At 62.4% G+C, this 12095-nt stretch carries 11 protein-coding genes; 7 read left to right on the top strand and 4 right to left on the bottom strand.

What is annotated here, in order from left to right; translation table 11 throughout:
* The first annotated feature begins 5 nt into the window (after positions 1-5).
* Positions 6-1088 carry a methyltransferase gene (locus tag LMTR21_RS11855; RefSeq protein WP_246175439.1) on the top strand — a complete coding sequence of 361 codons (1083 nt, stop codon included), beginning with the start codon at positions 6-8 and terminating at the stop codon, positions 1086-1088.
* 98 nt (positions 1089-1186) lie between these two features.
* Positions 1187-1645: a cytochrome c gene (locus LMTR21_RS11850; RefSeq protein WP_246175697.1), complete on the top strand. Its 459-nt coding sequence runs from the start codon at positions 1187-1189 to the stop codon at positions 1643-1645.
* Between the two features lie 119 nt (positions 1646-1764).
* Here the strand turns inward: LMTR21_RS11850 and LMTR21_RS11845 are convergent, their stop codons facing one another.
* From LMTR21_RS11845 to LMTR21_RS11835, 3 genes are all read right to left on the bottom strand, one after another.
* On the bottom strand, positions 1765-2655 hold the full coding sequence (locus LMTR21_RS11845; RefSeq protein ID WP_065756902.1) for a LysR family transcriptional regulator: 891 nt from the start codon (positions 2653-2655) through the stop codon (positions 1765-1767).
* A gap of 270 nt (positions 2656-2925) precedes the next feature.
* The gene (locus LMTR21_RS11840) at positions 2926-4683 is read right to left on the bottom strand and encodes a cache domain-containing protein (protein WP_065756901.1); all 1758 of its coding nucleotides are present in this window, start codon (positions 4681-4683) and stop codon (positions 2926-2928) included.
* Positions 4684-4735: 52 nt separating this feature from the next.
* Positions 4736-5701 carry an ABC transporter substrate-binding protein gene (locus LMTR21_RS11835; protein WP_065756900.1) on the bottom strand — a complete coding sequence of 322 codons (966 nt, stop codon included), beginning with the start codon at positions 5699-5701 and terminating at the stop codon, positions 4736-4738.
* A 277-nt stretch (positions 5702-5978) separates the two neighbouring features.
* Here LMTR21_RS11835 and LMTR21_RS11830 point away from each other — a divergent pair, with 277 nt between their 5' ends.
* Positions 5979-6824, top strand: coding sequence for an HD domain-containing protein (locus LMTR21_RS11830; RefSeq protein ID WP_065756955.1), 846 nt, complete (start codon positions 5979-5981; stop codon positions 6822-6824).
* Positions 6825-6834: 10 nt separating this feature from the next.
* Here the strand turns inward: LMTR21_RS11830 and LMTR21_RS42170 are convergent, their stop codons facing one another.
* On the bottom strand, positions 6835-8376 hold the full coding sequence (locus LMTR21_RS42170) for a winged helix-turn-helix domain-containing tetratricopeptide repeat protein (RefSeq protein WP_488225955.1): 1542 nt from the start codon (positions 8374-8376) through the stop codon (positions 6835-6837).
* A gap of 292 nt (positions 8377-8668) precedes the next feature.
* On the opposite strand from LMTR21_RS42170, the gene LMTR21_RS11820 reads away from it, so the two are divergent.
* The 4 genes from LMTR21_RS11820 to LMTR21_RS11805 all read left to right on the top strand — a co-directional run bounded on the left by LMTR21_RS11820 (position 8669) and on the right by LMTR21_RS11805 (position 12088).
* Complete coding sequence (locus LMTR21_RS11820) at positions 8669-8992, top strand: hypothetical protein (RefSeq protein ID WP_141688681.1); 324 nt, start codon at positions 8669-8671, stop codon at positions 8990-8992.
* A gap of 60 nt (positions 8993-9052) precedes the next feature.
* Positions 9053-9823, top strand: coding sequence for a methanethiol S-methyltransferase (mddA, locus tag LMTR21_RS11815; RefSeq protein ID WP_065756954.1), 771 nt, complete (start codon positions 9053-9055; stop codon positions 9821-9823).
* 235 nt (positions 9824-10058) lie between these two features.
* On the top strand, positions 10059-10535 hold the full coding sequence (locus LMTR21_RS11810) for a formate dehydrogenase subunit gamma (protein ID WP_065756897.1): 477 nt from the start codon (positions 10059-10061) through the stop codon (positions 10533-10535).
* A complete protein-coding gene (locus LMTR21_RS11805) occupies positions 10532-12088 on the top strand; it encodes a formate dehydrogenase beta subunit (RefSeq protein WP_065756896.1) in 1557 nt (518 codons plus the stop codon). Before LMTR21_RS11810 ends, LMTR21_RS11805 begins: the two co-directional genes overlap by 4 nt.
* Positions 12089-12095 lie beyond the last annotated feature (7 nt).

Genomic DNA, 12095 nt, shown 5'->3' with positions numbered 1-12095 from the left:
TGACCATGGCCAGTCAGCCTTCGCGAACAGCGCCTCCGGCCAGGCATGTGAACCTCCAGCCGATTTCCGCCACGCCGGAGCTTCCTTCCGCCATCCCGCTGATGGCGCTTTCGACTGGTTTCTGGGCCTTCAAGACTCTGGCCGCCGCGCACGAACTGGACCTCTTCAGCCGCCTGGCTGGCGGCGCCGGCATCACGGTTGCCGGGCTGGCGGAAACGCTCGGTCTGCATCCGCGGCCGGCTGAGATGCTGTTGACTGGCTGCGCCGCACTCGGGCTGCTGGAGAAAACGGATGGCCGTTATCGCAATACGCCGCTGAGCGAGGCCTATCTCGTGCGCGGGAAGCCGTATTACTTCGGCGGCTTCGTGCAAATGGCCGACAAGCGGCTCTACGCGGGCTGGGGTAAACTTGCCGAAGCGCTGCGCACGAACCGGCCAACCACATGGGATCCGGACGCGCAATCCTCGATGTTCGACGGCGAGGATCCAATGGTGCTGGCGCTGTTCTGGGAGGCGATGCATTCGGTTTCGGCGATGACCGCGCGCAAGCTCGGCGAAGCGGTGGACTTCCGGCGTTTCCGCCACCTCCTGGACATCGGCGGCGGATCGGGCGCCTACGACATCGAGCTTTGCAAGCAGTACGGGACACTGCGCGCGACCGTGTTCGACTTGCCGCATGTAACCGCGATCGCTGCGGGAAAGATTGCCGAGGCCGGCTTGACCGACCGGATCGAGACTGTCGGCGGCAGCTTCTTCGAGCGGCTTCCCGGGGATCACGACATGCATCTGTTATCGATGATCCTGCACGATTGGGACGAGGCGAAGAACCGTGCGCTGCTGCGCCGGTCCTTCGAGGCCTTGCCGAGCGGCGGCGCCGTCGTCATCAGCGAGCTTCTCGTCAACGACGAAAAGACCGGTCCGGCGCCCGCCGCGCTGATGAGCCTCAACATGCTGATCGAGACGGAAGGACGAAACTACACGCCGGCTGAATACGCGGCATGGCTGGAGGAGGCCGGCTTCCGGCACATCGAGACCGTCTGGTTCGAGGCACCCGCCGCGAACGGCGCGGTAATCGGCCGCAAACCATAAGGCGTAACCAAATCGAAGCGAGGCAAATCATGTCGCGGATTTCAGTTCGCCTTGCATGCGTGGTCGCGTCGATTATCGCGCTTTCCGCGTTCGCGGCCATGGCCGACGATTCACAGATCGCGCGCGGCAAATATCTCGTCACGATCGGCGGCTGCAACGACTGCCACACGCCGGGATACTTCCTTGGGAAGCCCGACATGTCGCGCTTTCTCGGCGGCTCGGATGTGGGATTCGAGATTCCGGGTCAAGGTGTCTATGTGGGCTCAAACATCACACCCGACAAGAAGACCGGCATCGGTAGTTGGACCCGAGAGCAGATCGTGAAGGCGATACAGGCCGGTGAACGGCCGGACGGCCGCATCCTGGCGCCGATCATGCCTTGGCACGCTTTTGCGACACTCACTGCGGATGACGCCATGGCGATCGCTACTTTTCTCCAAAGTTTGAACCCGGTCAGCAACCAGATTCCCGGTCCGTTCAAACCCGGGGAAAAGGTTTCGACCTTCATGTTCCGGATTGTGCCACCGGGCGAAACCGCAGCGGCTGCGGCCAAGTAGTCTGGGTCCGATCCAAACAACACTTTATCGCGCGGATCGAGATCTTAGAGCAAACCGCCCCTGCCCCAAAGCGGACACACTGGGCGATTTACGAGTACACGCCCTTGCCACGGCCCTATCTACGCCAGCGTCGGCGCCACCTCGCGGGCGACCTGCACCAGCGCCGCGATCAAGGGCGTCATCGGATCGCGCTGCGGGACCACGAGACCGATGCTGTAGTCGACGACGGGGTCGACGATCGGAATGCTGCGCACGGAATCCGACAGCCCCAGCGTCTCCGCGAGCTTGGCCGGCATCACGCTCGCCCAGCGCCCGGTCTTCACATGCGTATACAGCACGAGCAGCGAGTTCGACGTCAGCGTCGGCGTCGCCTCGGCGCCGGTGGAGGCCAGCGCGCGGTCGATGATGCGGCGGTTCTGCATGTCCGGCGTCAGCAGACACAGCGGCACCTGCCCGACCTCCTGCCATGTCACCCGCTCGCGATCCCCGAACATGGCATCGGGCGCGGTCAGCAGGCGATAGCTCTCGTTGTAGAGCGGAATGGTGCGAACCTTGCCGATCGGCTCGTTCTCGATATAGGTCAGCCCGGCATCGACCTCGAGATTTTCCAACAGGCCCAGCACATCGGCCGAGGTGCAGGACTGGATGCGAAAGCGCACGTCGGGATAGCGCGCGCGGTATGGCGTCGTGAGCTGCGCCACCATGCCGAGCACGGTCGGGATCGCGGCGATCCGGATCTCGCCGGCGAGCTTGTCCTTGAGGCTGTTGATCTCCTGCCGCATCGCCCGGGCATCGCCAACAATGCGCCGCGCCCAGTCGAGCGTGCGCTCGCCTTCCGGCGTGAAGCCCTGGAAGCGCGAGCCGCGCTGCACCAGCATGACGCCGAGGATCTCCTCGAGCTGCTTGAGGCTGGTCGACATGGTCGGCTGGGTGACGCCGCAGGCTTCCGCAGCCCGTCCGAAATGCCGCTCCTTGGCGAGCGCGAGCAGAAGTTCAAGCTTATCGATCAAGGCGTCATTCCCAGGAAGTTAACGGTCGATCCGGTGGCGAGTGCCCCTGCCCGGCTGCCACAAATAGCACGGGCAGCCGGACGCCAATACTTCAAAAGCGGCGTCGGATGAGCATGTTGCGGGATCAATTGGATTGTCAAATTGGCCGATTTTTCGCCGTTATCGGATATGCCAGGCGCGCAGGATGGGTGGAGCCAACGGGTCGCGCGAACGCGCGCCCGATGACAGGCTCCGCGATACCCATCGCCATGCCGGCCGGCGTTGAAGCCGTTAGCTAACCAGATCCAACTCGGCCGGCGTGTGACGCCGCATGAGCGTACCGGCGCGGGCCACGGCGAAAACCTCGAGAGCATGATCGTAGCCCTTGATGGTCCGCTTTCCGATGGATGCAAGCGCGATGCTGCCCTTGACATGACCGGTAACGACCGGATCCACCAGGATCTGCGTGTCCTCCGCCAGACCGCAAAGCCGCGACGCCAGATTGACCACGCTTCCGATCGCCGTGTAGTCGAGGCGTCCGTGCCAGCCGAGGGTTCCGACGGTCGCGGGTCCCATCGCGATACCGACGCCGAAACCAATGGCGCAGCCGCGGGCGTTCCAGGAATCGGCGAGCGATTGCACCGCAGCCTGCATGTCGATCGCGAGCCGCACGCCGCGCTCTGCAGGATCATCGCAGGCGACCGGTGCGTTGACGAGGACCATCACGCCGTCACCGGCGAAGCGGATCAGGGTCGCCGAGTGGCGCTCCGTCACGGCGCCAATCGCTTCATAATACTCCCGCAGCACCGCGATAATGACATCGGGCTCGGCGCGCGCGGAAAACGCGGTGAAGCCGCGCAGATCGCCGAAGATCGCAACCACTTCCCGGCGATGTCCGTCCAGCAGCCGCTGGTCGGAATGTTCGACCAGTTCGGCCACTTGCGGCGCCAAAAACTGCTTCAGGCGATTGATGCGCTCGGACTTGTGCTGCGAGACCGCGAGTTCCTCCGCCATCTGGTTGAACCGGACCGCCAGTTGCTCCAGTTCGTCGCGGCTCTGGATCGTGATGCGGTGGTCGAGTTGTCCCATCCCGATCCGTTCGACGCCGGCCTCCAGTTGCCGGATCGGTCCCCACATGCGGCACGCCCGCCAATAGGCCAGGACAAATGCGAAGACGATTCCGAGGCCGATGAGGATCATGGAACGCCACAGCGCGGCGCGGATGGATTCGAACGCCTCCAGGGCCGGCTGCTGGGCGATCACCGTCCAGCCCACGTTGGGCGCGCGCACCGAGAGTGCAACGACGGGCTTGCCGTCCTCGCCAGTCGTGGTGACCGCCGATCCATCCGCAGCGCTGACTTCTGACTTCAGCCGGTTGAAGTCGCCTGCCCCGACACCACTACGCAGCACCAGGCTGATGTCGGGATGGGCGATCAGCCGTCCGGAATCGTCGACGACAAGGGCGTGGCCGGTGTCGCCGATCTTGATTGACGCGATGATGTCCCAGATCAGTTTCAGGTTGATGTCGGCAACGACGATGCCGGCGGCCGCACGGTTTCCCGCCACCGCGATCCGCATGTAGGGCTCAGAATCGCGCTGGTAATGCACCGGGCCGTACCAGACCCGGTTGGCGCGCGCGCCGATCACCGCAGGATCCTCCGACATATCAGCGCCGGCGCCGGTCCTGTTCATGCTGACGCGGGATACGAAAACGCGTTCGGTGCCGGTCGGGTCGACCAGCGAGAGCGAAACGATCGCCGGTACCTGCTGCAACAGACGCAGCCCGTCGATCCTGCGCCGGTCGTCCTCGCCCTGGGTCCAGGGAAACTGCACGACCCAGCCGAGCTGATCGCGTATCCCGTCGGTGAACGCCTGTATCCGGTCGGCCGCCGAACGGGCCTCGACCCGGAGAAGTTCATCCAGATCAAACCGGTTGTCGCGAAAGGCGAACCAGGCCTCGGTCGCCGAGCCAAGCAGCAGCGGCACCACCACTGCGACAAACAGCGTGGTGAAGTACTTGACGAACAGGGAGCGGCGCGGACGGATCACTGAAAGAACATCCAAACAAAAGGGATTCAAACCAATATGAGATACGCCTAATTCATTCGATCACCCTGTTGGCGCGAAACAGGATGGACGATTTGTCGAGGTCGATGCCGAGTTGTTCGGCTGTCCTGAGATTGACGACCAGTTCGAACTTCGTGGGTTGCATGACGGGAAGATTGGCTGGCTTCTCGCCGCGCAAGATCCGATCGGCGTAGGTCGCGAGCCAGAAATAGGTCGCGCGTTGATTGGCCCCGTAGCTCATTAATCCGCCAGCCTCGCAATATTCGCTCCAGCCGAACATCGACGGCAGCCGGTGCGCGGTCGCGAATTGGGCAATCTTGTTCCGGTGCACCATCGTGAGGACGTCCGGGAGCACCAGCAAGGCGTCCGCGCGGGCCTCACCCGCCGCGGCAAGACCGCTGTCCAATTCGTTCGGGCCGGCGAACGGAACATAGATCGGTTCAATGCCTAGCTTGGTCGCGGCTTCCCCGGTCGCGCGCCACTCCGATTGTTCTCCCGGATGGTTGCTGTTCGAAAACACGGCCAGCCTGCGCAGGGTCGGCACCACCTCCTTGAGCAGCTCAACCCTCTTCCCCGCCAGTTCAAGCGACAGGAACGTCGAGCCGGTGAAGTTGCCGCCGGGTTGCCCGAGACTGTTGACGAGGCCCAACGCCACCGGGTCTCCGCTGAGGGCAAACAACACGGGAACGTCCTTGACCTCCGTCAGCGCCCGCGTCGCAGGCCCGCTTGATACGGCAAGATCGATATTGCCGCGCCGCAGTTCGGCGACCACCTCGCGCAGCGCATGAGGATTGCCGAAGTGAAGTTCGAGGGCGAGGTTCTTGCCCTCGATGTAACCGCGCGCCCGCAATCCCTCCCTGAAGCCGTCCAGAAACGGGTCGGGCTGGGATTGGATGGAAACCCAGAAAATACGATAGGCTTTTGCCGAATCCTGCGCGAATGCGGCGACCGGCCAAGCCATCGCAGCACCCGCAAGCGCAATGAATTCTCGTCGTTTCATGCCGGCAATATGGCCTGCATTGGTACGTCGCGCTTGGAGCCCGTATTTAGATAATCTGAAGATAATCTTGATTTTGGCTTGGCGGGGTGTCGCCAGCGCCCGTCGGCCGGAAATGCGTCACGGCAACTGACCCACCGTTATCAAACCGGCCCGGACTCCCTGCGGGGCGGCATGAATCGGGTGATATCCGGCACACCCAAACAACGTGCTATGGTGCTGGTGCTGCACCGATACGCGAATATTGCGTCTACACCGCACAATCGAGATGGGTGTTCAGATGATCACAATCCCGGAACTGGTAGCGCAAGCCCTCGGCACATTTCTGACCGCGGAAACCAAGAGCCGGTTTGGCTCCTCCCAAGCCCGACTGGCGGAGTTCCTGCCCTATGCCGCCCGGCTCACATTGGAATGCATCGGCAACAGCGACGCGCTCTATCACAACGTCGAGCATTCCCTGCTCGTCACTCTGGCCGGCCACGACATCCTGATGGGACGGGCGGTGCTGCGGCCGACGACGCCTGACGACTATGCCAACTTCATCCTGGCGTGCCTGACCCACGACATCGGATATGTCAGAGGAACCGTTCAGGGCGATGACGGCGAGTCCTATGTCGCCGACCTCAGCGGCCGCACCATTCGCCTGCCGAGAGGGTCGTCCGATGCGTCGCTGGCGCCCTATCATGTGGACCGCTCAAAACTGTTCGTCTTCGAACGCCTCGACACAACGGACGAAGTCGACGCCAGCCGGATCGCCAGAGCGATCGAATATACCCGCTTTCCCTATCCGGAAGCATCGGGCGACGATCTGATCGAAGAGGAAGGATTGTTGCTGCGCGCGGCCGACCTCATCGGGCAGCTCGGCGACCCCAATTACCTGAAAAAGTCGAATGCCCTGTTCTATGAATTTCAGGAGATCGGCCTGACCAAGCAGCTTGGCTACGAGACGCCGGCTGATGTCGTCTACAAATATCCGCAGTTCTATTGGAACAACGTGGCCCCGCAGATCCAGACAGCGATACGCTATCTCAACGTCACCTCAAGGGGGCGTCAGTGGATCGCAAACCTTTACAGCAATGTGTTCCGCGCCGAGCGCGAAATGAACCTGTCCGGTCCACAGCCGTGATCGCACCAAACTAGGCGCGCGCGATACCGGCGACACGCAGTCCTTCGACGAAGCGATCGATGAAACCGCGATCATTGCAGAAGAACAGCTCCTGTCGCGCCGTCTCGAGGCTGTAGTTCGGCTTGCGCTGGAGCAGCTCGGCGGCCGCCGCTTTTGCCTGCGCCTGCTCACCGAAAAGACCAAGCGACGCCGCGAGGGATGCAAAGGCCTGATAGGTGACATTGGGCTGCCGTGTTGCCCTTCGGGCGAACTCGGCCGCTATGTCGTATTCGCCCAAGGAGAAGTGCGTCCAGGAGCGGACGTGGTGGAAACTCCACAAATGGCTGTCGCGCGGACTAAGCATGGTCGCCTGATCGAGCAGCGTTTCTGCCTCGATCTCCCGCCCGTACCAGAGCAGGTTGAACCCTTGCGCGAAATAGGCTTGCGCAAAGCTTGGATTGAGCTCCAGGGCTACGTCGAGCGCTGCCAGTGCTTCGTCATTCTGATGGGTCAAACAAAGCGCTCGTCCGAGGACGCAGTGGCAAAAACAATCGAGGTCATCGAGCGCCACGGCATCACGCGCCTGGCGCAACGCCGTTTCCAGTCGCGCCGGGCGATCTTTCGGCTCGTCAACAAAAGCGCGTTGCAAGTTGACGTAGCTGAGAGCGCCATGGCCGCGGGCGAAATTCGGATCTGCTGAAATCGCCCGCTGAAAATAGGCTTCGGCCGAATCGAACCCAGGCGTGGTGAAGCGCCAGAAATTCCACAGGCCGCGCTGGTAGCAATCCCAGGCATCCAGACTTTCCGGCGCCTTGCGGGCGGCGAGTTGCTGCTCGACCTTGGACAGCTCAGGCTCGATCGTTGCGGCGATCTGGCGCGCCATCTCCTCCTGAATATCGAAGATATACTCCAGCTTCAGATCGTATTTGTCGGCCCATAATTGCTTTCGATCGGCCGCCCGGACCAGTTCCGCCGTTATCCGCACCGCGTCGCGACTCTTGCGAACGCTGCCGACCAGCACGTACCTGACACCGAGCTGCTCGCCAATTTCGCGTGCGTCCACCGTGCGTCCCTGGAACGCCACGGTCGAGTGCCGCGAGATGACCGAAAGCCATCGGTTTCGGGCAAGGAGACGAATGATGTCCTCGGTCAATCCGTAACTGAAGTAGTCGTTCTCGGGATCATCAGACATGTTTCCAAACGGCATCACGGCGATCGACGATCGCGTGACGGCCTCCGCCTTGATGGACTCCGAAACGACATCCTCAAGGCGCGGCACTTCGGCAGAAACCGAGACGCGGCCTGAGGGATCGTCCGGCGTAACGGCATCGTCAGGAACAAGCGGAGCCGTCTCTACGTCGGCTTTCGGCGCATCGATGGCGTGAACATCTCCGACAAACCGGAATCCCCGCTTGTGCAACGTCCGAATAAAGAGCTGGTCGTTTCCGTTGTCACCAAGCGCGCGCCGGGCGCCATTGATGCGGCTGGAGAGCGCGGCTTCGGAAATGATCCGGCCATTCCAGACCGTCTCGATCAGTTCGTCCTTGCTGACGATACGGTCATGGTTGCGCACGAGGTGAACGATGAGATCGAATACCTGGGGCTCGATATGCACGGCTTCGCCCAGCCGGCGCAGCTCATGCTGACCGAGATCGATTTCATATTCGGCGAATCGGTACTGCAATACCACCTCTGTTGTTCCGATGCGAGGCAGGTCCGGCCACTATCAGGCGGTTCACGGATACAAACTAAGTAAAAACAGCCACTTCCGGAGGAAAAACAAAGGTCTTCTCAAGGACTCCGCCAAGCGGGAACAGGAATCCCAATCTACAGACGGGCCAATCATCGTTCAATCGGAGATGACCATGATTGGCCTGTTGCTCAATCCCGCCAAGGGGAATGTTTCACCAGAACGCTTGTTGCCGCACGACGGCACGGTCCGGCCCTACGCACCGATCCAGGCAAGCGCCGCCATCAGCCCCCTCGCCCTGCCCGCGCGGCTGCGTGGCTTTCTCGACAGCTGGATGGCCGCCGCCATCGCCTACCGCGATCGGCAATCCGCCTGGCTCGCGGCGCACCAGGCCGGAGATCGCGACCTGAAAAGCAAGCGCATCTACCGCAGCCCGATCGACCCCGCCCTCGAAAGAGCTGCACGGCGCCGCAAGCAGAGGCGCCTCGAACTGTCCTGAACAAAGCATTTGCCCGACGTCACATTTCCAAACCCAAGGAGATTTCGAATGTCGATTACGATGCAAAATGGCCCCAATGCGGCGCGTCCCGCCGTCCCCTCCCTTGCAACGAGGCTGCTTACCCTCTGCTACGGCGGCCTCGCCTACCTGATCTTCTTCGGCACGTTTCTCTACGCGGTCGGCTTCGTCTCGGGATTTGTCGTACCGAAGACCGTCGATACCGGTCGTACATCCTCGCTGACGACCGCTCTGCTGGTCAATCTGGTGCTGATGTCGATCTTCGCCGTGCAGCACAGCGGCATGGCGCGGCAGGGCTTCAAGAAGCTGTTCGCACGCTTCGCCTCGCCTGCGATCGAACGCTCGACTTATGTGTTGCTGGCGAGCCTCTCGCTGATCCTGCTGTTCTGGCAATGGCAGCCGATGCCGATGGTGGTCTGGAGCATCGAGAATCCCACGCTCGCCGGCATCGTGACCGCGGGCGGCTTTGTGGGCTGGCTCATCGTGCTCTACAGCACCTTCCTGATCAGCCATTTCGAGCTGTTCGGGTTGACGCAAGTGGTCTCGCATTTCGCCGGACGCGTGGTTGAGCCCATGAAGTTCAAGACGCCCGGCCTTTACAACCTGATCCGGCACCCGATCTATCTCGGCTTCATCATTGCCTTCTGGTGCACGCCTGTGATGACACTCGGCCATCTGCTGTTCGCTGCGGTAACGACAGCCTACATTTTCGTCGGCATCTATCTCGAAGAGCGCGATCTGGTGTCGATGTTCGGCGATCAGTATCGGCGCTATCGCGAGAAGGTGGCGATGCTGGTGCCGGGCGTTTTCTGAAAACGACGATCAAACTTGCAAACGCGCCCGTCACGGCAGCCTGACGGGCGCGTTCCATTGCGCAATGTGACGATAATCTGGCGTTAACCCCAACGCACCCCGCTATTGCCTCATAGGCATTGCCTATACCCTTGTTTTGATTGCGATTTGAAATCGCAACATGGGACAGCTTTATTGATATTCCCCGCGATTCCCCTACTCATCAGAGGCTCCACAACCTCTGATGAGAACGCGGATGACATCGGCATACGAACCCTGGAATGAGGCGCGCGGCGCCGAGATCATCGCCGAACACGACAAGCTCGAAGGCGCGACGCTGGTGATCCTGCACGCGATGCAGGAAGCGTTCGGCTACGTGCCGGAGCCCGCCATTCCGATGATCGCCTCCGCACTCAGCCTGTCGCGCGCCGAGGTGCATGGCGTGTTCACGTTCTATCACGACTTCCGTCACGAACCCGCCGGCCGCCATGTGCTGAAAATCTGCCGCGCCGAGGCGTGTCAGGCTGCGGGCGGCGATGCGCTCGCCGCGCGCGTGGAAGCCAAGCTCGGTATCGCTATTGGAAGCACCACGCCTGATGCGCGCGTCACGCTGGAGCCGATCTACTGCCTTGGGCTCTGCGCCACCGCGCCGTCGGCGATGCTGGATGGCCGCGTCGTCGGGCGGCTGGATGAACAGCGTCTCGACGCGCTGGTCGCGGAGGCACAGCGATGAAAATGCGTATCTTCGTTCCGCGCGATGCCGGCGCGATTGCCGTCGGTGCCGATGATGTCGTTGCCGCGCTCGAGCAGGCCGCAGAGAAGCGCGGACTCCCGATCGAGATCATCAGGAACGGATCGCGCGGGCTTTATTGGCTGGAGCCAATGGTCGAGGTAGCGACAGTGAAAGGCCGCGTCGCGTATGGCCCGGTGTCTCCTGCGGACGTCCCCTCCCTGTTCGATGCGATGGCAAGCAATGGCCCGCACGCCCTGCGGCTCGGCCTCACCGAGGAAATCCCCTGGCTGAAGCGGCAGACCCGTCTGACCTTTGCTCGCTGTGGCGTGATCGATCCGCGTTCGGTCGGAGATTATCGCGCGCATGACGGCTACAAGGGTTTGGAGCGCGCCCTGACGCTCACTTCCGACGAGATTCTCGCCGACGTCACCGCATCCGGACTGCGCGGACGCGGCGGCGCCGGCTTCCCGACCGGAATCAAGTGGAAGACCGTCGCGCAGGCCAGCGCTGACCGCAAATACATCGTCTGCAATGCCGACGAAGGCGACAGCGGCACGTTTGCCGACCGCATGATCATGGAAGGCGATCCCTTCGTCGTGATCGAGGGCATGACGATCGCCGGCATCGCGGTCGGCGCCACCAAGGGCTACATCTACATCCGCTCGGAATATCCGCATGCGGTGGCGGCGATGAACGCGGCAATTGCGGTGGCCCGGCGCACCGGTTATCTCGGCGAGCGCATCGTCGGCTCCACCCACACTTTCGACCTCGAAGTCCGGGTCGGCGCCGGCGCCTATGTCTGCGGCGAGGAAACCTCGCTGCTGGAAAGCCTGGAAGGCCGCCGCGGCATCGTCCGCGCCAAGCCGCCGCTGCCGGCGCACAAGGGCCTGTTCGGCCGGCCGACCGTGATCAACAACGTGCTGTCGTTTGCGGCAATCCCCTTCATTCTCGACAACGGCGCGAAAGCCTATGCGGATTTCGGCATGGGGCGCTCGCGCGGCACGATGCCGATCCAGCTTGCCGGCAACATCAGGCATGGCGGCCTGTTCGAAACCGCCTTCGGCGTCACGCTCGGCGAACTCGTCGACGATATCGGCGGCGGCACGTTTACCGGCCGCCCGGTTCGCGCCGTACAGGTCGGCGGTCCGCTCGGCGCCTACTTCCCCCGCGAATTGTTCGATACGCCGTTCGATTATGAAGCCTTCGCCGCACGCGACGGGCTGATCGGCCATGGCGGCATCGTCGTATTCGACGACAGCGTCGACATGGCGAAGCAGGCGCGGTTCGCGATGGAATTCTGCGCGGTCGAATCCTGCGGCAAGTGCACGCCGTGCCGGATCGGCTCGACCCGCGGCGTCGAGACCATCGACAAGATCATCCGCGGCGAGCGCACATCCGAAAACCTCGCCGTGGTCGAAGACCTCTGCAACACCATGAAATTCGGCTCGCTCTGCGCGCTCGGCGGCTTCACGCCCTACCCCGTGCTCAGCGCATTGAAACATTTCCGGGAAGATTTTGGCCCGGCACCGGCCACGCTGCAGGCCGCGGAATAGGAGACTG

Source organism: Bradyrhizobium paxllaeri, assembly GCF_001693515.2.
In the GTDB taxonomy this organism is placed as follows: Bacteria; Pseudomonadota; Alphaproteobacteria; order Rhizobiales; family Xanthobacteraceae; genus Bradyrhizobium; species Bradyrhizobium paxllaeri.
Note: the sequence above shows the minus strand (reverse complement) of the source record. Positions and strands in the feature narration are given on the sequence as shown.

Coding starts and splice junctions, on each gene's coding strand:
- LMTR21_RS11855 (WP_246175439.1), top strand. CDS start 6: ATGGCCAGTCAGCCTTCGCGAACAGCGCCTCCGGCCAGGCATGTGAAC.
- LMTR21_RS11850 (WP_246175697.1), top strand. CDS start 1,187: ATGGCCGACGATTCACAGATCGCGCGCGGCAAATATCTCGTCACGATC.
- LMTR21_RS11835 (WP_065756900.1), bottom strand. CDS start 5,701: ATGAAACGACGAGAATTCATTGCGCTTGCGGGTGCTGCGATGGCTTGG.
- LMTR21_RS11830 (WP_065756955.1), top strand. CDS start 5,979: ATGATCACAATCCCGGAACTGGTAGCGCAAGCCCTCGGCACATTTCTG.
- LMTR21_RS11820 (WP_141688681.1), top strand. CDS start 8,669: ATGATTGGCCTGTTGCTCAATCCCGCCAAGGGGAATGTTTCACCAGAA.
- mddA (WP_065756954.1), top strand. CDS start 9,053: ATGCAAAATGGCCCCAATGCGGCGCGTCCCGCCGTCCCCTCCCTTGCA.
- LMTR21_RS11810 (WP_065756897.1), top strand. CDS start 10,059: ATGACATCGGCATACGAACCCTGGAATGAGGCGCGCGGCGCCGAGATC.
- LMTR21_RS11805 (WP_065756896.1), top strand. CDS start 10,532: ATGAAAATGCGTATCTTCGTTCCGCGCGATGCCGGCGCGATTGCCGTC.